The following is a 23,484-nucleotide window of genomic DNA, read 5'->3' as shown; positions in this document are numbered from 1 at the left end:
TCTTATTTTTTACGGTAAATACGCGTCTCCGAAAAATCGACAGAAAATAATCCCGGACACATTCCCCCAACCACCATTTCCATCTGGTTTACAATTTCTGTATTCAAATCGGTATAATAAATGCGCTCTGCATTATCTAATATCAACCAGCCGCCTCGTTTTAATTTTGGAAAAGCATATTTTAAACACGAAGCACGCGAACGACCATCAATCAATACCACATCAAAATATTCGTTCGGATAATTATCTACCGTCAGCACATAATCCTTATAGTTTTTACCCTTGGATGCTAAATCGTCCGAAGAAAATAAATCAGGATCAGCAGGATCAGGATTTGGACTTAAATCACCCGTTTGTGGTCCCACAAAACATCCGTTCCATTTTACATTTTTACGCGACTGCATCGATGTTTCCAAATGCTTAAACCATTCGGCATCGTGCTCCACGGTAACAACTTCTGCAACACGTGTGCTCCAATACAAAGTGCTGCCTCCTCCGCCATATTCGAATACTTTAAAATCGGATCGAATATTTTTTTCCAGAAAATCAACTGCCCGGAGAGAAATCCATGGCATTTCATCTTTCATCGAATTGGAAACCTGACTTTTCTTCCAGCGCTTATAATAACGAAAGGCCCAGATGCCGACACCTTCGTGACGATGAATTCTGATTTGATGAATAAATTTTCTGAATGGACTCACGTTATGAAAGTGTAAAATGATGCTTCAATAAAAAATTTCCTTGTCCCTCGGGCGGAAGTTTTCCCGTTCCATAAAAATCGCCCGACTCCACAAAAAAGCTACCGGCATTCTGAATATAATCGGCTAATTCGCCATTTACGGTTGAATAAAGCGTAAATGAATAGCTTCCATTTTTTAACGGTAATTGAGGTATGTGAATTTGGATGTAGTGCTGATCCTTTTCTACTTTTTCAAAAATCTGATTGGTCACTTCATTGCTCAAATGCGTAATGCGTGTTCCGTATTCATCATCTATACCCACTGCCAGATGTAAACGATTTACTTCGCCGTTTTTTTCAAATGCAAAACGAAGCATCACATCTTGTCCGGTTTGCGGAGTCAACAATTGTTCTCCCTTCGAATCACAAACATCAAACGCTGTAAAACGAATAAGGCCGGAACCGGAGCGGTCGGCACGCGAACGTAAATCCACACTCGAACCCTGGTCGGTACTTTTTAAATATTTCGGTAATATCAGCGAGGTATCACCGTAATCCACCAACTCGCCATGCTTTAGAAAAATAGATTTGTTGCACAGATTCTGCACGGCGGCCATATTGTGACTCACAAACAAAATCGTTCTTCCATCCGAAGAAACTTCCTTCATTTTGCCGATGCATTTTTTTTGAAATTCAGAATCACCCACAGCCAATACTTCATCCACCACCAAAATTTCCGGTTCAAGATGTGCAGCAACCGCAAATGCCAATCGCACATACATTCCGCTCGAATATCGTTTTACAGGTGTATCAATAAATTTCCCTACCTCAGCAAAGGCTACGATCTCATCAAACTTCCGTGCAATTTCACTGCGCGACATCCCCAAAATGGAACCATTCAGAAAAACATTTTCTCGCCCGCTTAATTCAGGATGAAAACCGGTACCCACTTCAAGCAAAGAGGCGAGTCGACCATTAATTTCTATTCTTCCTTTTGTTGGATCAACAATACGGCTTAAAATTTTTAGCAAGGTTGATTTACCCGCTCCATTCCTTCCCACAATTCCAACTCGATCTCCAGCCTGAACATCAAATGAAACATTATTCAGCGCCCAGAAATCAGATTTAGAAACGGAAGCCGATTTCCGGAATCCACTGGTGAGCATATCGCGAAAAGTCATATAGCGTTCTGTACGATTATGCTGCAACACATATCGTTTACTTAAACCTTCAACTTTTATAATCGCGTTAGCCATATTAAATCACGTCGGCAAATCCTCTTTCTGTTTTTCTGAAATACCAAATCCCGAAAAACAATAAAACAAAACCTGTACTTAAGGAGACATACATTCCCGGATGGAAAACAAATTGTTCTGCACCCAAAAACGAACATTTAAATCCTTCAATTACCACCACCATCGGATTTATACTCCAGATGTATTTCAACCATTCCGGATACGAACTCTGGTAAATATCAGCGCTTGAAAATAAAATCGGAGAAACAAATAATCCGAATTGCGTAATTACCGGAATGATGTATCTGAAATCTCTGTACTTCACATTCAGTGATGCCATCCAAAATCCGGCTCCACTTGCAGCGATAATGGTGAGTAGAATAAACAAGGGCAACAAAAGGATTTCAACTCCCGGTACCACATGATAAATAAGCATCACGGCCAATAAAATCACCAGTGAAATCGCAAAATCAACCAGACAGACAAGAATGGTACTTAAAGGAACAATCAATCGCGGGAAATAAACTTTGGTGAGCAAATTCGAATTCGCAATTAAGGAATTCGACGATTCACCAAAAATCGAGGAGAACAAAATCCAGGGAATGGTGGCAATGGTCGACATCACCAACACGGGCACTCCTTCACTCTGTGAACGGTGATTGATCCAATTGATAAATGCAGCAACACCGATGGTTAACAAGGGACGAATTAATGCCCACAAAACACCGATAACGGTTTGCTTATAACGTACAGCCAAATCGCGCCATGCCAGAAAGAACAATAATCCTCTGTACTGCCAGATATCTTTCCAGTAATGCTTCGAAGCAGAACCCGGTTCAATAATGATTTTAACGGCCGACATAGAATTCAAAGATACGATAATGAGCAAAACACATCCGTGATGCAGAGGGAAATCCTAACAATCAATGTTGGATAATTGGACGGGAAATGGAAATGTACCAGTACATCATAAAAATCATCAGGAATGTACTGGAAATGGACATCATCCAGAAACCGCCTTCCAAACCACCCAGTGCTTCACCAAGAATTAAGGATCCAAAGCGAATCAGTAATTCCATAATGGCCAGCATAAAGGCTTTTCCCTGCTGTTGGTGAATCATGGCCATACACGAAACCGGTGAAACGATAAAATTGGCAAACAACCATATCGCCATGATTTTCGATAATTCGCCGGCACCTCTCCATTCTTCTCCAAAAACAAGTGCAAACAAATAGGGACCACCAATCAACAGCACAATGCAAATGGGGAGTCCGAGTAAAAACATCTGACCATAAATTTTCCGAATGGCCGGACGTATATCTTCACCGGTGTGATAGGCTTTGCTTGCCCGCGTATAAAACACCTGATAAACGGCAGTTCCCATAAAAGTCAAAGGCATTTTTAATATGCGCCACGACAGGAAAAACCAACCAACAATTTCGTCGTTAAACAACCATCGCAATAAAAAAACGGTACCGGTCAGTTGAAGGGTATCCACAAATGCATGCGGGGTATTTATCCAGATAAATTCGCGGTATTTCTTAAATAAATTTTCACCCTGGTAGGGTGATGTGGACCGTATGCGATGATGCATGGAAAAATACATGTAGATAGCACCGGCAAACTGGCCGCTAAACAATCCGATGATTAATCCTTCGGGTCCAAAACTCAGGTAACCAAGCAGAATAGAAACAAGCGCTATAACTACATTGGTAAGCACCCTGCTGGTAGCGTTGTTTCTGTAATTTTCCCATCGTACCGACAGAACATTATAACTCTGCATGAGTATTCCGGAGAACACGGTGATGGGTAATAAAAAGTAAAATCCCTGAGCGGTATTTAAACCAAAATATCGTGATATGAAAAACCACAAGCTGACACCCATCAAAGAAAGAAAACTAGTGAGGAGTCCAACCCGTATTGCTGTTTTTGTCAAGGCAACAGCCTCTTCGTCGCCCGCAGGCATGGGAATGGCTACTTCCAGTCGCAATGCACCAACGATGCTTAAAGGTTGAAACCAGGAAAAAAACACGGCGTAAATCGCAAAATCTTCCGGCGGAAAAAAATACTTGGCGAGAATAATATTGCTGGCAACCGAAATAATTTGCGCCAATCCCGATCCGGCCGCCAGTGTAAACACATTGCGGATAAAACCTGAACGAAGGTATTTTTCCAGAAGGATTTTCATGTTTAAAATATACTTCAATAAACAAAAAACCCCGACACAATGGTCAGGGTTTTCCGTAAAGAATGATCTATTATTCTTCTACCACTTCGAAAGTGATGGTTTCTGTGATATCCTTATGAAGACGGATTACCGCTTCGTAAGTACCGAGAACTTTAATTGGTTCGTTTTTAATCGAGATATGTTTACGATCAAAATCATAACCTAATTTTTTCAGAGCATCAGCCACCTGAATGGTGTTAACACTTCCGAAAATTTTACCGCTCTCGCCGGCTTTTGCTCCAACTTTTACAGTTACACCTTTCAGTGCAGCTGCCATTTTCTCAGCTTCAGCGCGAACTTTAGCTTCTTTGTGAGCACGTTGTTTCAGATTTTCAGCAAGCATTTTCTTTGCTGATTCTGTAGCAACCTCAGCATAACCTTTTGGGATGAGGAAATTACGACCATAACCGTCGCGAACCTTCACTACATCATCTTTGTAGCCGAGTTTATCGATGTCTTTCTTGAGAATTACTTCCATGACTATTTGATTCTAAAAGGTTATTATTTCAGCATATCAGCTACATACGGCATCAGGGAAAGGTGACGAGCACGCTTCACCGCCTGAGATACTTTGCGCTGAAATTTTAAAGAGGTTCCTGTTACACGACGTGGAAGAATTTTTCCTTGTTCGTTTACGAATTTCAATAAGAAATTGGGGTCTTTGTAATCGATGTATTTGATACCTGATTTCTTAAAACGACAATATTTTTCTTTTGTCGTTTCAATGCTGATGGGGGTCAAATAGCGAATATCGTTATCTACTGACATTTCAGTTCTTTTTTAGGGTTTTACAATGGGCTTAGGAAGCCTTTTCTTTTTTACGTGGCTTGGCGGTTTCGCCGCTGCGCTTTCTTTCGTTGTAAGCAACAGCATGTTTGTCGAGTTTCACAGTAAGGAAACGCAGCACACGTTCATCGCGGCGGTATTCCACTTCCAGACGAGCAATTACTTCCGCATCTGCATCAAACTCGATGAGTTGATAGAATCCGGTCGTTTTTTTCTGGATAGGATAAGCCAGTTTCTTCAGGCCCCAAAACTCGTCGTGAACGACCTTAGCTTTGAGATCCTTCAGGATACCCTTGAACTTTGCAACTGCTTCCTTTGCCTGATCATCAGACAAAACGGGAGTCAAAATGAAAACAGTTTCGTAACGGTTAGACATAATTTATTGATTTTGAATTATTTGCTATTTCTCCGGAATAAACCGGACGGCAAAGATAGAAAAAAGGAAGCACGAAACAAGGTTTTCAACTAAAAAGGCTGTTCCTAAAAGTTATACACATTTCCTCGCCCTGGCTCAGCTTCATCTTATATTTGTGCCTCAAAGATGGAAAATTTCATTGTTTCGGCCAGGAAGTATCGTCCCCAAACCTTCGACACGGTTGTGGGTCAGGGTTCTATTACCTCTACGCTGAAGAATGCCATTGCCAATAAACACCTGGCTCAGGCCTTTTTGTTTTGCGGTCCGCGCGGTGTTGGAAAAACCACCTGTGCCCGTATTTTGGCAAAAACCATCAATTGCATGGATTTGCAGTCGAACACCGAAGCCTGCGACCAATGCGAATCCTGCAAATCTTTTAATGAGGGACGATCACTCAACATTTATGAGTTGGATGCGGCTTCCAATAATGGAGTCGACGCAATCCGTGCCTTGATTGAGCAGGTCAGTTTTGCACCACAATTAGGTCAGTACAAAGTATATATTATCGACGAGGTTCACATGCTCTCTACCGGTGCATTCAATGCCTTTTTGAAAACACTCGAAGAGCCTCCACGTCACGCTATCTTTATTCTTGCCACAACGGAAAAACACAAAATCATTCCTACGATTTTATCCCGTTGTCAGATTTTCGATTTTAACCGGATTAAAATTTCCGATATCACGCAGCATCTTCAAAAAATTGCTGCCAACGAAGGAATTACTGCCGATCCTGAAGCCTTACATATCATCGCCCAAAAAGCAGATGGAGGTTTACGCGATGCACTTTCCATTTTCGATCAGATCGTTTCATTTGCCGGGAATGACATCAGTTACAAAGCGGTTATTGACAACCTCAATATCCTTGATTACGACTATTACTTCCGGGTGACTGACGCCATTCTTGCACAGGATATTAAAAGTGTGCTCATTATTTTTGATGAGATTCTTAAAAAAGGTTTCGACGGACATATTTTCATTAACGGACTGGCATCGCACTTCCGTGATTTGCTGGTTTGCAAAGACCCGCAAACATTGGTGCTGCTGGAAACATCCGAGTCCATCAAAGACCGTTATCAGCAACAAGCAAAAGCGGCACCGGTGCAGGTTCTTATTCAGGCACTGGAATTATATAGCCGTTGCGATGTTTCCTATAAAGCATCAAAAAATCAACGTCTGCTGGTAGAACTCACCCTGATGCAAGCCTGCTCCCTCGATCCTCAGGGAGAAAAAAAAAACTTGAATTAATACCCATCCTTCCACCTAAAAACCAGGCTGGAAATCCCAATTATCTTTCTGCGCAAAATAAAACGGTACGAAGTATTTCTGCCTCTGCATCCACCGCTGTTAAAAAAGCAAGTGAGGCTCCGGCAGCTATAGAAAAAGACGGGCACACCATTCCCGTTACCCGCGATATTACCAAGTTGAACACCATCAACATCAGCGATTACCGGAACAAGCGAAGCATCGCCGAAAACCAGGATTCGCAAAATGAAAACGGAACGGTGAGCGGACCAGTAACTCCTTTCACGCGTGAAGAATTTGATGCGGCCTGGACGGATATCGTGCTTCACTATAAAAATCTGGGCAAGGACTCCATTGTGGTTACCCTCAGCAAACGAGCTCCAATGCTGCAGGAAGATTACAAAATCGTTTTGTCGATCGATAATAAAACACAGGAAGGCGGACTCGAACGTGAAAAGCAGGATCTGCTCGAAATGATTCGGAAGAAGCTAAATAATTTCGCTATTACACTGGAAACGACAATAGAAGACAGTGGCGACGATACATTTCTCTATACCAACAAGGATAAATTCAAAAAAATGGCGGAAAAAAACCCGCATTTGATCCTGCTCCAAAAGCGTTTAAATCTGGATATCGATTTCTAATTGAATACCGTTCGATAAATCATTGTTTTTCAATGATGAAATGTTTGGTTTAGGTCACTAAATTGTTTTAATTTCGCATCAAACTTAAACTACTTTATGAAAAAATCCGGTCTACTGCTGGTTTCCCTTTTTATTTCGGTATGGGGATTCGCTCAAACTGATTTGTTTTTTACCAGTTATAATACACCTGTTTCCGGTGTGAATTTAACTTCATCTGAACAGGTTTCCGTTGAAATTTACAATGGGGGTCCGAACACCGTTTTAACCGGTGAAATCATTACGTTTTATTATTCCATCAATGGAGGCGCTCCTGTAATGGAACAATTTACGCTTACCAGCGATTTGTTCGCTTACTATTACCAGCCATTTACCTTTTCAACTACGGCTGACTTATCAGCTTACGCAACCTATGACATTGATGTGTGGCTGACTTATCCGAATGATACTTATACGGCAAACGACAGCTCCCTAAACCACCTTGTAATCAATGGTTCGTCTCCATTTATTGTACCTAATCCGGCCGATACTTTTTATTTAGGTACTACCAGTAATTATTTTTCATTTTACGGGGCAGGTACAGATTTCCTGAGCTATCAAAGTGTTTATTTCATTCACACTTCAACCTCAGACACCCTTTTTCCTTCCATAACTCCTCCAGATTTTCCAGACAACATTTCTGGGTATTTTGATATTTCCTGTACAAAAGCGGTTGGAGCCTATGATGTTTACATTACAACTTCTACAGATGGTTTATTAACGTATGCAGGTGGGGTTTATGTAAAAAATGGAGTTGATCTTGGTTTATGGTTTAACAATCCACATTGTCATGGTGAGAATACCGGTTATGCTTCTATTTACCCATATAGCTATTCGGGTGCACAAACCTTTACTGTTTCCTGGTCAACCGGCGATACGGTTTACAACGTAAATAATCTTTTTCCGGGTACATACACAGTAGATGTAACGGATGCTAATGGTTGTTCAAATTCAGGGAATTTCACTTTAGTTGATCCGCCGGTCTTTGATGCAGTTTTGCATAAAATAGATTCAGATTGTGGTCAAAATAACGGAATAGCATGGGTTGAGGCAATTGGTGGAACAGCACCTTTTGATTTCTGGTGGGATTGGTTCGAATACAACGGAGATACCCTATCCAATATTGGTCCCGGTAGTTATGGCGTTACTGCATATGACGTATATGGATGTGCAATTAACCTTACTGCAAATATTTTTGATGCGCTTACCCTTGATGTAACCAGCACAAGTACAACCTGCGGAAATCCTTCAGCTATTGCTAACCTCACCGTTTTAAATGGCACTTCACCTTATGATATCACATGGTCGAATGGTGATATTGGATTTTCTGCGGATAGTCTTGCTCCAGGCTTGTATCAGGTAATTGCCAGCGATGCAAATAGCTGTCAGGGTTCATTAAGTTTTCAGGTTACCGGAACAGATGCGCCTAACATTTCCAATAGCGTAGTGAATCAACCTACATGTAGCACAAATCCGAATGGTAGCATTGACTTAACCATCACCGGAGGTGTTGCACCTTTTAGCTTCCAATGGTCGAACGGAACAACTACAGAAGACCAAAACAACCTTACGCCTGGTACCTATCAGGTAATTGTTACAGATGCAACCGGATGTATGGTTGGACAATGCTTTTCGATTAATGATCAGAACATGTTCCGTCAAGACGGTTATTATGCTCAACTCGCTTCGTGTGGTTTAAATGATGCAGAGGTATGGGCATATTCATTTGGAGGAGTTCAACCTGTGAGCTACCAATGGAGTGCTAATGCAGGTGGACAAACCACTCAAAATGCAACTTTACTAGGTGCAGGATTTTACTCTGTAATTTTAACCGATGCTACCGGCTGTACCGACACTATGAATGTGAGTGTTTCTTCAGGAGGTTTCGGTCCTTATTACGGGATGGACACCTATGTGAATGCAACTTGTGGCGGCAATGATGGTGAAATTTCCATTACTCCTCAGGGTGGTTCAGGAATCTACACTTCTGTGGTATGGGATGGAACCAACAACAACGAAGATTTGTTAAATGCAAATTCGGGATGGCACACCTTAAGCATCACTGATGATTTAGGTTGTCAGGGTAATTATCATGTTTTCCTTGAGTCAAACATAGTTGCTGGTCAGGATATCTGCCTGGTAACTGTAGATACTTTAACCGGTATGAACCTGGTGGTTTGGCAGAAAGATATGTCGGCCACCAATATCGACCATTACAACATTTACAGAGAGACCTGCGAATTGAATGGATTTGAATTTGTAGGTGCAGTAGATTACGACAGCCTTAGTCAGTTCATCGATTACGGAGCCAACGCTATGGTACAATCCTGGAAATATGTGATGACCGCAGTAGATGATTGTGGAAATGAATCAGACTTTAGTCCGGTGCACAAAACTATTCACTTGTTTGCCGATCGCACACAAACTACCAGTGTAGATTTAAGCTGGGATTCGTATATCGGCTTTGGATTTACAGAGCAAATTATCTGGAGACACCATTACACTACCGGCTGGGTGATTATTGATACTGTTCCCGCTACTCAATTCACCTACACCGATGTGAATACTCCAAATGTAGATTCCAGTGAATACTTTATTGAAGTTTATGCACCGGCTACTTGTGTTTCAGATCGTGCCGTGAATCACAATTCAACACGTTCAAACAGAAATACGGTTGCGGCTCCGAACAACTCTTCGGTTGGAGAATTGTTAATGGAAGGCAACATGTTGGTTTACCCAAATCCTTCTACCGGATTATTTAATCTGAACCTGAGCATGAATCGTTCTGAAGCTGTGCAGGTACAGGTATTTGACATGAGCGGAAAATTAGTGTTTAACCGCAAACTGAATTTCAACGCAGGTAATTCAAATTATCTCCTGGATCTGAATGCTGAAGGAAATGGAATTTACCAAGTGGTAATTACCGGATCTGAGCAACAATTTAAATCGCGGATTATTAAGCAATAATTCCAATGAAAAGAATAAAAAAAGGGTGTCAGTTACGACACCCTTTTTTATTTTCAAACCCTTGCTATCATTGAGCAGAAAACAAGTATTTATTGGGAGAAACCAAATGCGATTTAACCGCATACATTACAATTCCGGCCGTGTTGGCTATTCCCAGTTTGGCCATAATGTTTTTGCGATGTGTGTTCACCGTGTGAGCCGATAAAAATAATTTTTCAGCGATCTGCTGGTTGGTATATCCTTCGGCAATAAGTGTAATAATTTCAATTTCCCGCTCGGTAATGGTAACGGGAGCACAGGTGAGCATATCGTTGGGTATATCTTCGATATTTATTTCTTCCTGACGAATCATTTCGAGAATGGTGCCACAGAAGAATTTATTTCCTTTAGCAGTTTCTCTTACCGAATCGATGATTTCACCTAAATCACAATCCTTTTTTACATAACTGCTAATTCCGGATCGAATGGCATTTACAATGGAAAGCGCACTCTGATTTTGAGTAATTGCTACAAATCGAACTTTGCGGTTATGCTGCAAGATTTCCGGTACACAGTCGATGGTGAATGCAGGACAAGAATAATCGATTAAAACCACATCGGGCTCAAAACGAACAACGGCATCTTTAAGCTCATTGCGATTGGTCACCTCATCCACCAATTCCAGACCATCCTGGCGGACAATGGCAGCGCGTAATCCTAATCGAATCAACTCATTACTATCCGCTATTACGACCCGAATCCCCATTCTTTTATTTAGACTGATTTTAAATAATTATTCAAAAATAATGGTCAAAACCGATAATCCAAGCAAAAAATTAAAAATCATTTCCACTTTTTTTTATCAACCGTTGCTACAGTGATTTAGGCCAATGGTATACTTAATCTTCCTAATGTCTAATTCATACCCTCCGTTTTATGGAATATTCCTATTTTCGTCGTCATTATTAAAAAATCTGCTTTGTGATGAAATTTCTACAGCGTTCTGCACTGTTTTCTTTTTTCTTTTTAATCGGAATGATGGCGATGGCTCAAACCGGTACCATCCGTGGTTTTATTTACGATAAAGCTACCGGGGAACCTATCAGCTATGCCAATATTTTGATTAAGGAAACCTCAGGAGGTGCTTCTGCAGACGGTAATGGTTATTTCCAGGTGGCAAAAATCCCGGCTGGAACTTATCACATTGTGGTATCATTTGTAGGATATCAACCGCAGGAAATTGAAGTGGTTTTAAAAGCAGGTGAGATTGTTACCAAAAAAATAATGCTGACAGAAGGTGTTGAGCTGGATGAAATTGAAGTAAAAGGAGAAAAACAGGAATCACTCACCACCATCAAAATGTCGCAAATTAAAGCGACTAAAAAAGAAATCAGCGCCGTTCCAACTGTGGGTGGTGAATCAGATATTGCCACCTATTTCCAAACCGTACCGGGTGTGGTAACAACGGGTGACCAGGGTGGACAAATGTACGTTCGCGGTGGTGCTCCGATTCAAAATAAAGTGTTGCTGGATGGTATGACTATTTACAATCCGTTTCACTCCATCGGTTTTTTCTCGGTATTTGATACCGACATTATTCGTACAGCGGATATTTATACCGGAGGATTCAATGCTGAATATGGAGGAAGAATTTCATCGGTAATGGATATCTCTACCCGCGATGGAAATAAAAATAATTTCGAAGGAAAAGTAGCTGCGAGTCCATTCGGTGCCAAACTGATGTTGGAAGGTCCACTCTACAAAAGAAAATCTGAAAATTCCGGTTCTGCCACCTATCTCTTTTCGGGAAAAACATCTTACCTCGCTCAATCTTCCAAAGTATTTTACAAATACATCGACACCGCAGGATTACCATTTAACTTCACCGACTTGTACGGTAAAATTTCATTCAACGGAAAAAGCGGTTCTAAGTTCAACGTCTTCGGTTTTAACTTCAGCGACTCCGTAAAATACCAGGCCATCTCCGATTTAAAATGGAATTCATATGGTGCCGGATCAAATTTCGTTTTGGTTCCTGCCGGAAATCCGGTGTTGATTTCGGGAGATTTCTCTTACTCGAAATATAAAATCACACTCGACGATAAAATTTCTCCGGTTCGCAGTTCTGAAATTGGTGGTTTTAACCTCGGCTTCGATTTTAAATATTTCATGAAGAAGGATGAAGTAAAATATGGAATCGATGTTGAAGGATTTTCTACTGACTTCACCACTGTGAATGCAGCAAACCGTACGATTTCGCAGCAGGAAAACACAACCCAGTTGGGGCTTTATGTGAGTTACAAAATAAACCGCGGTCGCTTAGTCATTGAACCCAGTTTCCGTGAAATGTACTACTCATCCCTTTCCAACTTTTCGCATGAACCACGCATTGGAGCGAAATTTAATTTAACGGAAGAAATTCGCTTTAAAGCAGCAGCCGGTGTGTATTCGCAAAACCTGATTGCAGCCAACTCCGACCGTGATGTAGTGAATCTGTTTTATGGATTCCTTTCAGGAAGTGATAATCTGCCTAAACAATACATTGATGAAAACGGAAATGTAGTGGACCGCAAACACTCACTACAAAAAGCCAATCACTATATCTTCGGTGCAGAATATGATTTGGGCGACCACTGGAATTTTAACGTTGAAGGTTATATCAAAGACTTTACACAGCTCACTAACATTAACCGGAATAAAATCTACGACGAAACAGATGCCACTAAACCTGATTTGCTGAAAAAAGATTTTATCATTGAAACAGGTTTGGCTCGCGGTGTAGATTTCGTGGCTAAATACAATTCCAAAAAAACATATCTCTGGTTGGTATATTCTTTAGGAAAAGTTACCCGTTGGGATGGAATTCAAACCTACGCACCAATTTTCGACCGTCGACATACCGTAAACATGGTGTACACCCAATTATTCGGTAAAGATGATTTGTGGGAAGTTAATGCACGCTGGAATCTGGGTACGGGACTTCCATTTACCCAAACCGGAGGTTACTACCAAAACATTTCCTTTAACAATGTAACAACCGATTACACCACTGCAAATGCCAATGATGTTTCCATTTTATACGCAGGATTAAATCAGGGAAGATTGAGCACCTATCATCGTTTCGACCTCAGCGTAAAACGCCGCTTTGAGTTTAAAAAGGTAATTAAGAGCGAAGATCCGAACGTTCCCGATAAAGAGAAAATCACTTCTAAACTGGAAATTATTTTGGGTGTTACCAATCTGTATAACCGTCAGAATATTTTCTACGTGAACCGCGTAACTGCAGAACGTGTGTATCAGTTGCCGATTATTCCAACACTTGGATTTAACTGGGCATTCTGATCAGGCTTATCCTAAATCTTCGGAAGTAATTGAATTAACTTTTTCGCGCAGGTTGTAGCCGGAGGACATCACCTCTCCATAAGCTCCTGCCGTGCGAATAGCCATAAGATCGCCACGTTTGGAAACAGGTAACAGAATTCGTTTCCCGAAACAATCCGACGATTCACATACGGGTCCTACTACATCATAAAACTGATCCGCCCCTGCCCGATCCTGTGCCGAAAGGTTTTCGATGAGGTGGAAGGATTGGTATAATGCAGGACGAATCAACTCCGTCATACCCGCATCTACAATGATAAAATTGGTATTCACGCCATTCTTGATATAGAGCACACGAGATAAAAGTGATCCGCATTGCGCAACGATGGCACGTCCCAATTCGAAATGCAATTCCTGTCCCCTTTCCAATTGCAGAAACTCATTAAAAAGTGAAAAATACGCTTCGAAATCGGGAATGGATTCCTGATCCGGTTGATTGTAATTAACGCCCAATCCTCCTCCCACGTTAATGTGCTTTAACGACACATTGCGCGAATTGAACCATTGTACAATTTCATTCACCCGGGTGCAAAGATTGCGGAAACTGCTCATATCGGTAATCTGTGAACCAATATGAAAATGTAATCCTTCCAGACGGAGGTTTGCACATTCTTCCAACACTTCAAGCACATCCGGTAATTGGGAAATACTAATTCCAAACTTATTTTCTTCGAGTCCGGTAGTTATATATTTATGCGTATTGGCATTTACATTGGGATTAATACGAATCGCCACACGTACCGTTTTCCCTTCGCGCATGGCAATGGAATTTATCACTTCGAGCTCCTGGGTCGATTCGCAATTAAAACTGTAAATCGATTGTGCAATGGCATATTCAATTTCCTCATCGGTTTTCCCCACTCCCGCGAATACAATTTTGGAAGGATCAAATCCGGATTCAATGGCTTTCTTTACCTCATTTCCGCTTACACAATCTGCACCTAAACCTGCATCACGGATGATCGATAAAATTTTATCGTTGTAATTTGCTTTAAAAGCATAATGGACATGGTAACCGTAGCGTTGTACGGGGACATTTACCGCCTGTAACGTTGCGCGCAGCAAATCCAGATCGTAATAATAAACCGGTGTTTTTATTCCGGTTAATTTTTCAGGATTTAGATTTAACATTGTTGCGAAACAGATTGAAAGAGTTCAACATTCAACTGACGTAATGCTTCATTTTTGTGCTTCGTTGGCAGTAACAAAGAAACATTATTCGGCGATCCGCCTCCCGAAACCATGCGCATGGAAATAGAACGAAGTGCACCGAAGATTTTTCCAGCCAAACCGGGACCTTCACTGATGTGATCGCCCACGACACTAATGATACTTAAATCGCGATCTACTTCCACATCAGCAATAACACTCAGTTCTTTTAAAATGTTTTCGAGTTGACCTTCATTGTCGATCGTTAATGAAACCGCTACTTCAGAAGTAGTGATCATATCGATAGGTGTTTTATAACGCTCGAAAATCTCGAATACATTCCGGAGAAATCCAAATGCAAGCAACATGCGATTGGATACGATACGGATGGCAGTAATTCCATCTTTCGCAGCAATGGCCTTAATGGTTCCTCTTTCGGATTGTTCACTGATTAAAGTTCCTTCCGCTTCGGGTTGCATGGTGTTTTTTAAACGAACGGGAATTCCGGCCTTACGCGCAGGATTTACGCTGGAAGGATGCAGGATTTTTGCACCAAAATACGCCAGCTCTGCAGCTTCGTCGAACGAAAGATTCCTTACCGGATAAGTGCCTTGAACTATTCGCGGATCATTGTTGTGCATCCCGTCGATATCGGTCCAGATCTGAATCTCTTCCGATCCCAATGCTGCGCCAATTAATGAAGCCGAATAATCACTTCCACCCCGCTTTAAATTTTCAATTTCTCCAACGGGATTCCGGCAAATAAATCCTTGGGTGATATAAAACTGTTTACCCGGAACCTGAGCTAAAATTGCATGAAGCGCCTCTTGAATAAAATGCATTTCAGGTTCTCCATCCTCATCCACACGCATAAAATCCAGGGCATTAATCAACACCACATTTTTATTTTGTTCTACCATGTAACGGTAAAACAATTGGGTTGAAATCAATTCACCCTGTGCAAGAATTTCGCGGTATTGTTTTATTCCAAATCCATTGCGTGCATAATCGCGCAGGTGAGCGAAATGTGTGGCAATAATATTTTTCCCTTCTTGTTGTGCAGATTCCGTTTGCAATAAATCTTCCACAAAAGGAAAATAAGATTGCTCCAATTCATCAATTAAGGCTAATGCTTTTTCTTTTTTTCCTTCATTATAATGATAGGCTATATCCACCAGTTTATTGGTGGTTCCGGAAACGGCAGATAAAACAATCATCACCGGAGAGTGCGATTCCACTATCCGTGCAACATCACGCATACGCGTGGCGGAACCAACGGAGGTCCCGCCGAACTTCAACACATTCATGGCAAAAGAAACGTTGAAAAAATTAAACCAATTGAGAATTTTCCTGCAATAAACCGAGTTTTTCAATACAATCGTGCAAACGCGAAAGATTTGCTGGATTGCTCATCGGTACCATCGGCTCACGGAATTTATTTTGGATAAGTCCCATCATATGTAATGTAGTCTTCACCGGAATGGGATTACTTTCAATAAAATTAAGATTCATCAGCTCCAGCAATTGATAATGCAGGGCACGTGCCGTGATAAAATCGCCCGACAAAGCGGCGTGGATGAGTCGGCTAAATTCACGCGGAACCTGATTGGCCACCACGGAAATGCAACCGCTTCCTCCTGCTGCAATAATAGAAAGCGACATCGCATCATCGCCGGAGAATACTTTAAATCCTTCTGGACTACCTGCAATTATTTCCATGATCTGATTTAAATCGCCGGATGCCTCTTTAATAGCCACCACATTTTCGATTTCACGGGCCAGCTTAAGCGTAAGCGAAGCTTTCATATTCGAGCCTGTTCTGCCCGGTACATTGTAAAGGATGATGGGTAAGTCAACACTCTCCGCTATTGCTTTATAGTGGACAAAAATTCCTTCTTCCGTTGGCTTATTATAATAAGGATTCAATATTAATAAAGCATCAGCACCTTCGCGTTGTGCCACCAGTGAATGGCGAATGGCACGGGTGGTGACATTACTACCTGCTCCAACAATAACTGGAACCTCTCCATTTACTTTTTCTACCGTAAAACGAATTAAAGCGGCATATTCATCTTCCGAAAGTGCTGCACTTTCACCTGTGGTTCCGGCCACCACTATGCCATTGGTTCCACCCTCAAGCTGTTTGACTAAAAGCTTCTCATAGGCCTTAAAATCAACACTTCCGTTTTCATTAAAAGGCGTTACAATAGCTACCAGTGATCCGTTTAAAAAGCTTGAGTTTTTCATTTTATCATATATTTTGGGCAAAACTAAACACAGACTTGCGTTTATGAAAAATTTTCCCTAAGTTTACACTTACATTTAACAGGTTGTAATAAAATTTAACATGGTTACTATCCCTGAAGTCGTAGAAGACATTATTCGTAAATCGCCCTTTTTGGAAGAGGCACTTGCCGACGGTTTAATCAATGTATCCTCACTTGCCCGAAAGATTCAGCCCGAGATTGCTGAGCGTCTGAAAAAGGATGTCAAGGAAGGGGCTGTGATTATGGCCATCAACCGAATGGCTCCCAGCAATTATTACAAGATAAACCTCAAGATTCAGAACTTTATGCACTCCATCGGTGATGTGATTGTACGTTCGAATCTATCCGATTTTACCTACCACAATTCCGACACCCTTTATTCTGCCACGGCGGAATTATTGAAACAGGTGAGCACCCAAAAGGAACTTTTCTGCACTTTTTCGGCCGGGGTTTACGAAACTACAGTGATCGTAAGTGAAGCTTTAAAAAGTTTTGTCCTCGAGCATTTCAGCAATGAAAAACAGATTTCATTCAGCGACAATCTCTCTTCCATTACCATAAAACTGCCCAAAGAAAACACAGAAATTTCGGGTGTTTATTACTACATCTTAAAGCGTATAGCCTGGGATGGCATTAACATCCGTGAGATTATTTCTACATCGAACGAGTTCACACTGGTGGTACATGATAAGGATATCGATAGAACCTTCTCTATTTTGATGAGCCTGAAAAAAATGTGAGTACCGCTTTTCATGAGCATTGCTCCGTTAATTAAAATCCATGGTTTGTTGTCGGCGTATGACAGACCGAATACTATTTTTGCAAAAAACACCGCATGTTTGCATTACTGCTGAAAGAAATACGAGGCTTCCTCAGCTCATTGATCGGATACATTGTTATCTCGGTTTTTCTGTTGCTCATGGGGCTTTTCATTTGGGTATTTAATAATCCGTTTAATCTGCTGGATGCAGGTTTTGCCGATTTGGACCCGCTGTTCAATTTGGCGCCCATGGTGTTTCTCTTCCTCATTCCTTCTATTACCATGCGATCGTTTGCGGAAGAAAAGCGGACAGGTACCATTGAATTATTGCTGACACGTCCCTTATCTGATCTACAAATTATCATCTCTAAATTCAGTGCAGGTTTATTGCTGGTGTTGTTTTCATTGTTACCTACCCTGCTCTATTATTACACCATCAGCTCACTCGGAGATCCACCGGGAAGTGTTGATACCGGCGGAATGTGGGGTTCTTATTTAGGACTGGTTTTATTAAGTGCAAGTTTTGTTTCCATCGGAATTTTTTCTTCTGCCGTTTCGCAAAACCAAATCGTATCCTTTATCATTGGTGTTTTCCTGTGTTTCTTTTTCTACCTGGGATTTGACTTCCTTGGCTCCTACGCCATGTTCGGGAGTCTCGACACCCTCGTGAAAGATTTAGGTATTTATGAGCATTATCACTCTATTAGTCGTGGTGTAATTGATACCAGAGACGTGATTTATTTTCTATCGGTGATCGTGGTGTTTGTGCTGCTGACAAAAGTTGTACTCGAATCGCGCAAAAAAGTAAATCGTTTGCAGTTTGTACTGAATCTTGGAATCATTTTGCTGGTAAATATTTTAACCTCATTCACTTTTTTGAGGTTCGATTTAACCGCAGAAAAACGCCATTCACTTTCGGAGGGAACCATTAAATTTTTGAAAGAAAAATTAGAAGATGAAATCACCTTTCAAATTTATCTCACAGGTGAACTTCCTTCCGATTTAAAACGTATTGAACGGGAAATCCGTGAAAAGCTGGATGAAATGAAGGCGTATGCCGGTGATAAAATCCAGTACGAATTTTTTGATCCCTATTCGATAGAAGACGAAAAAGATCAGTTGGCCTTTATGGATCAACTCGATTATGAACGCAACATTTCCTATTCTGAACTGGAGATTGAAGAAAAAGGAAAACTCAGTTATAAAATATTATTCCCGGGTGCAACGGTAAGCTACGGAACACAGCCGCCTATTTCTTTTAATTTCTTTTCTAAACCCTTTGTAAAAAAAGATGAGAACATCAGGAACCTGGTCGACTTTACCGTTAACAACATCGAGTACCAACTCATGGATGCCATCCGGAAAGTTACCCGCGTTACCAAACCCCGTATTGCTATTTTAGAAGGACACGGCGAAGCGGATGAGGTCCACCTTGCCGTGATTACTGATGCTCTTTCTGAATTCTATTCCGTAGAGCGTGTTAGAATCGATAATAAGATCAATGCCATTCGCGATTTTAACGGATTGATTATTGCGGATCCGGATTCAGCTTTTACCGAGAAGGAAAAATTTGTGATTGACCAGTTCATCATGAAAGGTGGAAAAGTAGCATGGTTCATCGATCCGATGGAAGTTCGGGAAGACACCTTATTCCGTCGCGGTCAGACCTTTGGTGTTGCACGAAACCTGAATTTAGAAGATCAGCTGTTTACCTACGGTGTTCGCTTGAATAACGATATTATCCTTGATGATGCCTGTACGGATATTTTCATTCCGGGTTCATCGCAAGATTTTTACGGCTGGTTTTTCTATCCACTGCTGCAGCCTTCACGTTCACACGTAATCACCCAAAACATTGACCCCGTAAAAGCAAGGTATGCGAGTAGTATGGATATTGTGGGTAATGATCAGAATGTATCTAAAACCGTACTTCTTCAAACCTCTGCTAAAAGCACCGTTTACAATTCTCCTGCACGTATAAATTATGGCATTGTTGAAATGCGCGATAATTTATTTTTAAATAAACGTCCGCCATCCAATATTGCCGTTTTATTAGAAGGGACATTTAGTTCCGTATTTAAAGATCGCTTAGCTCCTGAGTTTTTAAACAGTAAGGATTACGTTTACAAAGAATCTTCCGTGCCTACAAAAATGCTCATTGTATCAGACGGCGATATTCCTCAAAATGAAGTATCGTTAAAAGTAGTGAACGGACAAAAAAAGGCAGTTCCTTTCCCCTTGCATTTGGATAAATACGGACAGGTCAATTCCACCGGATCTCCAAAATTTATTTTTGGCAATAAAGAATTCATCTTAAATGCCATCGATTACCTCATGGGTGATCCGGAAATGATACAGGTGCGTCAGCGTACCATAATGGTGCGTCGTTTAAATGAGGACCGTGTAATTGCTGAGCGCAGGTACTGGCAAATGCTCAATGTGGGACTACCTGTTGCATTAATCATTCTATTCGGCTTGATCCAGCATTTTTATCGTAAACGCAAATACACCCGTTAAGCATGAAAAAAAATCAAATCAGATTAATTCTATCGCTCACGGTATTTATCGGACTATTGGTTGTTGTAATTATAATGATGCGCAACAAAAGCAATTCCACCTTTAAAAAAGAGTTAAGTAATTTTGCCATTGAGGACACCGCCTCCATTTCGAAATTTGTCATTACCAATCAGGATAAAAAATCGGTAACGCTTACCCGAAAATCTCCGGATCATTGGGAGCTGGACGGAAAATACAGAGCGAGAATTGAATCGGTGTATCTCATTCTTGAGGTCTGCAAAAAAATTGAAGTAAAAAGTCCGGTCCCCGAATCGGCCCGCAAAAATGTTTTACGCAACATGGCCGTAGAATATTTTAAAGCTGAGTTTTATGGAGCCAATGATCAATTAATTAAAACCTGGTATGTGGGTTACCCTACAAAAGACCACGATGCTTCTTACATGATTTTAGAAACACCGGAAGAAGGAAAATCGGATCTGCCTTACATCACGTATATTCCCGGGTTTCATGGTCAGCTTACTTCCCGCTTCTACATTGATCCTTTAGCCTGGAGATTTACCGGGGTATTCAATTACGATCCGGCAGAAATTGCCTCTGTAAGTATGACGAATAACGATTCTATTCATGAAAGTTTCGAAGTAAAAGTTACCGGAGAAAATGAATTTCAATTAATCGATTTCATGAACCGTAAAGTTCCGGTTTTCGATACCGCAGCAGTTCGTCAGTTTGTAGTTAACTTCAAAAAAATACATTTCGAAACCTTTAATAAGGGTATCTTATCACCTTTACAGGAAGATTCGCTCCGCCACGCAAAACCTTATTATATCGTTCAGGTGAAAACCAAAAAAGGTGAATCTAAAAAGCTGAATATTTATCATAAAAAGGTCCCGCCTAAAAATTCGGTCGGAAATGAAAATACCGGCGAATATCCCTGGGATCCGGAACGCGCATTTGCTTTATTGCCTGATGGACAAATCGTAGTGATTCAGTTTTTCGTTTTCGACAAGATCCTCTGGCCCATTTACGCCTTTACCCACTCTACCCGCCTGCAAAACTGAGGCTTAGCCGTATTAAAACGTATTCGTGATTTTTAACGTAAGCATTTAAAAATCATGTTTTTAACGTTTTTAACATCGTAGTGTTTTTAACCTATTAAAACTTTCCTCCTTACTGGACTTTCAAGGGTATATATTTGTTCTGTCAAAATACACACCCGATGAAATTTATTGTCTCAAGTACCGCTCTTTTAAAACAACTTCAATCCATCAGTGGGGTTTTAAATTCGAGCAATACGTTGCCAATTCTGGATAATTTTTTGTTTGAAATCAGTAATAAGCAATTAACTGTTTCTGCTTCCGATTTAGAAACTACAATGGTTACTACCATGGAAGTTGAAGCACGTGAAGACGGAAGCATTTGTATTCCTGCGAAATTATTGATTGAAACATTGAAGAATTTCCCGGAGTTACCATTGACGTTTTCTATCGACGCCAAAAATTTCTCGGTTGAGATTTCATCCGATAATGGTAAATTTAAATTAACCGGTCACAATGCTTCGGAGTTTCCGAAAGTACCCGGAATTGAAGCGGCATCATCAGTGGCCATGCCTTCGAGTGTATTATTAAATGCCATCGTTAAAACCATCTTCGCTACAGGAAGCGACGATTTGCGTCCTGTTATGAGCGGAGTATATTGTCAACTGAGCTCCGACGAATTTATTTTCGTAGCTACTGATGCACATAAACTGGTTCGCTTTAAACGCAGCGATTTAAAATCGCCGAAAGCTGCTGCATTTATTATCCCTAAAAAACCGCTTAACCTTTTAAAAAGTGCTTTAAGTGCAAATGGCGGAGAAGTAAAAGTGGAGTTTAACCAAACAAATGCCTTATTTACTTTTGATCACCATACTTTAATTTGCCGTTTAATCGATGGTAAATACCCGAATTACGAAGCTGTAATTCCAAAACAAAATCCGAACAAACTGACGATTGATCGTTCAACCTTCCTTAGTTCGTTAAAACGTGTTTCTATTTTTTCCAATAAAACTACTCACCAGGTTCGTTTAAAAATGACCGGAAGTGAATTGGCTATTTCTGCGGAAGATTTAGATTACGCCAATGAAGCCATGGAGCGTTTAACCTGCGCTTACGAAGGAGAAGATATGGAAATCGGATTCAATGCGAAATTCCTTATCGAAATGCTGAACAATTTGCAGTGTAACGATGTTATTCTTGAAATGAGTGCTCCGAACCGTGCCGGTATTTTATTACCAGCAGAGTCGGACAATAAAGATGAAAGTATTTTAATGTTGGTAATGCCTATTATGCTGAACAACTAATTAACGCTTTGCCATGATGACCTGACTAAGGGGCGGATTTTCCGCTCCTTTTTCTTTTTTAGTCCTTTTTATTTCCTTCAACAATTTCATAATTCACCACAATATGCGGTGGTAATTCCACAGGCAAATTCGGATCGGGAATTTTTCCGCTGAGCACCGCTTCATGGCGTTGATTTAATTCGGAAAATGTTTCATGTATCGGCTCTGTTTCCCATTCATATTTTTCGCGCTGCCATCCTTCTTTACGGTAATATATGGCAAGCACTAGTCCCATAATTCCACCGAATAGATGACCCTGCCAGCTAATGCTTAAATCGTAGGGAAAAATTCCCCACACCATTCCGCCGTATAAAAAGGTAACGAGCATGGTTAATCCCAATAAATTGGTTTGCTTTCTAATTATTCCGGAATAAAACAGGAAGGATGCAAGTCCGTACACAATTCCACTTGCCCCGATATGGTACGAATCATCTTTAACAGCAAGCCACACCCAAAATCCGGAGAAAACCCAAATAAATGCAAACACACGGTTGGCTAATTCAGGATAGAAATAATACAATGCCCAACCCAGAAACAAGAGCGGAATTGAATTATTCAGTAAATGCGAAATGGTAGAGGGTTCATGGATAAGCGGTGCAAATAATATTCCTCTTAAACCCATGAAATTTCTCGGATGAATTCCCCAGGCCACCACTTCGGGTGAAAACACCAACCAGCTGATCCAGGCAAGAAGCGTTACGATGAAAGGAATACCTAATGCAGCTAAAATTTTATTTCGATCGGCGCGATTCATGCATCTTCTCCTGCAATGAACGTACCCATTCCAATACTCTGCCATTCTGGCATTCTGATTTTTTTAGC

The 23,484-nt window shown here is 40.9% G+C and carries 20 protein-coding genes; 8 read left to right on the top strand and 12 right to left on the bottom strand.

The genetic code is table 11. The features are described from left to right. Window positions 1–2: 2 nt before the first annotated feature. The 7 genes from K1X56_01895 to rpsF form a co-directional block, all read right to left on the bottom strand. Window positions 3–701, bottom strand: a complete 699-nt coding sequence (locus tag K1X56_01895; GenBank protein ID MBX7093443.1) for a hypothetical protein — start codon at window positions 699–701, stop codon at window positions 3–5. 1 nt (window position 702) lies between these two features. After that, the gene (locus tag K1X56_01890; GenBank protein MBX7093442.1) at window positions 703–1,935 is read right to left on the bottom strand and encodes an ABC transporter ATP-binding protein; all 1,233 of its coding nucleotides are present in this window, start codon (window positions 1,933–1,935) and stop codon (window positions 703–705) included. Between the two features lies 1 nt (window position 1,936). Further along, the gene (locus K1X56_01885; protein ID MBX7093441.1) at window positions 1,937–2,776 is read right to left on the bottom strand and encodes an ABC transporter permease; all 840 of its coding nucleotides are present in this window, start codon (window positions 2,774–2,776) and stop codon (window positions 1,937–1,939) included. A 61-nt stretch (window positions 2,777–2,837) separates the two neighbouring features. Then, window positions 2,838–4,103 (bottom strand): oligosaccharide flippase family protein, encoded by a 1,266-nt coding sequence (locus tag K1X56_01880; protein ID MBX7093440.1) that lies wholly within the window; start codon window positions 4,101–4,103, stop codon window positions 2,838–2,840. Between the two features lie 70 nt (window positions 4,104–4,173). After that, complete coding sequence (gene rplI / locus K1X56_01875) at window positions 4,174–4,620, bottom strand: 50S ribosomal protein L9 (GenBank protein ID MBX7093439.1); 447 nt, start codon at window positions 4,618–4,620, stop codon at window positions 4,174–4,176. A gap of 23 nt (window positions 4,621–4,643) precedes the next feature. Continuing rightward, on the bottom strand, window positions 4,644–4,910 hold the full coding sequence (gene rpsR, locus K1X56_01870; protein MBX7093438.1) for a 30S ribosomal protein S18: 267 nt from the start codon (window positions 4,908–4,910) through the stop codon (window positions 4,644–4,646). A gap of 31 nt (window positions 4,911–4,941) precedes the next feature. Then, window positions 4,942–5,304, bottom strand: a complete 363-nt coding sequence (gene rpsF / locus K1X56_01865) for a 30S ribosomal protein S6 (protein MBX7093437.1) — start codon at window positions 5,302–5,304, stop codon at window positions 4,942–4,944. Window positions 5,305–5,469: 165 nt separating this feature from the next. Between rpsF and K1X56_01860 the strand changes: the two genes are divergently transcribed. The 3 genes from K1X56_01860 (at window position 5,470) to K1X56_01850 (ending at window position 10,232) form a co-directional block, all read left to right on the top strand. Beyond that, window positions 5,470–6,588: a DNA polymerase III subunit gamma/tau gene (locus K1X56_01860; protein ID MBX7093436.1), complete on the top strand. Its 1,119-nt coding sequence runs from the start codon at window positions 5,470–5,472 to the stop codon at window positions 6,586–6,588. Window positions 6,589–6,764: 176 nt separating this feature from the next. Further along, on the top strand, window positions 6,765–7,229 hold the full coding sequence (locus tag K1X56_01855; GenBank protein ID MBX7093435.1) for a hypothetical protein: 465 nt from the start codon (window positions 6,765–6,767) through the stop codon (window positions 7,227–7,229). 96 nt (window positions 7,230–7,325) lie between these two features. After that, on the top strand, window positions 7,326–10,232 hold the full coding sequence (locus K1X56_01850) for a T9SS type A sorting domain-containing protein (protein MBX7093434.1): 2,907 nt from the start codon (window positions 7,326–7,328) through the stop codon (window positions 10,230–10,232). A gap of 67 nt (window positions 10,233–10,299) precedes the next feature. Here the strand turns inward: K1X56_01850 and K1X56_01845 are convergent, their stop codons facing one another. Further along, the gene (locus K1X56_01845) at window positions 10,300–10,977 is read right to left on the bottom strand and encodes a response regulator transcription factor (protein ID MBX7093433.1); all 678 of its coding nucleotides are present in this window, start codon (window positions 10,975–10,977) and stop codon (window positions 10,300–10,302) included. Window positions 10,978–11,195: 218 nt separating this feature from the next. Here K1X56_01845 and K1X56_01840 point away from each other — a divergent pair, with 218 nt between their 5' ends. Next, window positions 11,196–13,553, top strand: coding sequence for a TonB-dependent receptor (locus tag K1X56_01840; GenBank protein MBX7093432.1), 2,358 nt, complete (start codon window positions 11,196–11,198; stop codon window positions 13,551–13,553). 6 nt (window positions 13,554–13,559) lie between these two features. Here the strand turns inward: K1X56_01840 and lysA are convergent, their stop codons facing one another. From lysA to dapA, 3 genes are read right to left on the bottom strand one after another with little or no spacing between them, the layout of a single operon-like run. Further along, window positions 13,560–14,723 carry a diaminopimelate decarboxylase gene (lysA, locus tag K1X56_01835; GenBank protein MBX7093431.1) on the bottom strand — a complete coding sequence of 388 codons (1,164 nt, stop codon included), beginning with the start codon at window positions 14,721–14,723 and terminating at the stop codon, window positions 13,560–13,562. After that, the gene (locus K1X56_01830) at window positions 14,717–16,048 is read right to left on the bottom strand and encodes an aspartate kinase (protein ID MBX7093430.1); all 1,332 of its coding nucleotides are present in this window, start codon (window positions 16,046–16,048) and stop codon (window positions 14,717–14,719) included. Before K1X56_01830 ends, lysA begins: the two co-directional genes overlap by 7 nt. A gap of 22 nt (window positions 16,049–16,070) precedes the next feature. Continuing rightward, window positions 16,071–16,988 carry a 4-hydroxy-tetrahydrodipicolinate synthase gene (gene dapA, locus K1X56_01825; GenBank protein ID MBX7093429.1) on the bottom strand — a complete coding sequence of 306 codons (918 nt, stop codon included), beginning with the start codon at window positions 16,986–16,988 and terminating at the stop codon, window positions 16,071–16,073. Between the two features lie 100 nt (window positions 16,989–17,088). Between dapA and K1X56_01820 the strand changes: the two genes are divergently transcribed. From K1X56_01820 to dnaN, 4 genes are all read left to right on the top strand, one after another. Next, window positions 17,089–17,748, top strand: coding sequence for an aspartate kinase (locus K1X56_01820; protein MBX7093428.1), 660 nt, complete (start codon window positions 17,089–17,091; stop codon window positions 17,746–17,748). A gap of 95 nt (window positions 17,749–17,843) precedes the next feature. Continuing rightward, window positions 17,844–20,285 (top strand): gliding motility-associated ABC transporter substrate-binding protein GldG, encoded by a 2,442-nt coding sequence (gldG, locus tag K1X56_01815; GenBank protein ID MBX7093427.1) that lies wholly within the window; start codon window positions 17,844–17,846, stop codon window positions 20,283–20,285. A gap of 2 nt (window positions 20,286–20,287) precedes the next feature. After that, entirely contained in the window at window positions 20,288–21,343 is a 1,056-nt protein-coding gene (locus K1X56_01810; protein ID MBX7093426.1) for a hypothetical protein, read from the top strand. A 158-nt stretch (window positions 21,344–21,501) separates the two neighbouring features. After that, on the top strand, window positions 21,502–22,623 hold the full coding sequence (gene dnaN, locus K1X56_01805; protein ID MBX7093425.1) for a DNA polymerase III subunit beta: 1,122 nt from the start codon (window positions 21,502–21,504) through the stop codon (window positions 22,621–22,623). Window positions 22,624–22,681: 58 nt separating this feature from the next. Here dnaN and K1X56_01800 read toward each other — a convergent pair whose 3' ends face one another. After that, window positions 22,682–23,416 carry a rhomboid family intramembrane serine protease gene (locus K1X56_01800; protein ID MBX7093424.1) on the bottom strand — a complete coding sequence of 245 codons (735 nt, stop codon included), beginning with the start codon at window positions 23,414–23,416 and terminating at the stop codon, window positions 22,682–22,684. Window positions 23,417–23,484 lie beyond the last annotated feature (68 nt).

The sequence above is a fragment of the Flavobacteriales bacterium genome (assembly GCA_019694795.1).
Classification (GTDB): Bacteria; Bacteroidota; Bacteroidia; order Flavobacteriales_D; family UBA2798; genus UBA2798.
Note: the sequence above shows the minus strand (reverse complement) of the source record. Positions and strands in the feature narration are given on the sequence as shown.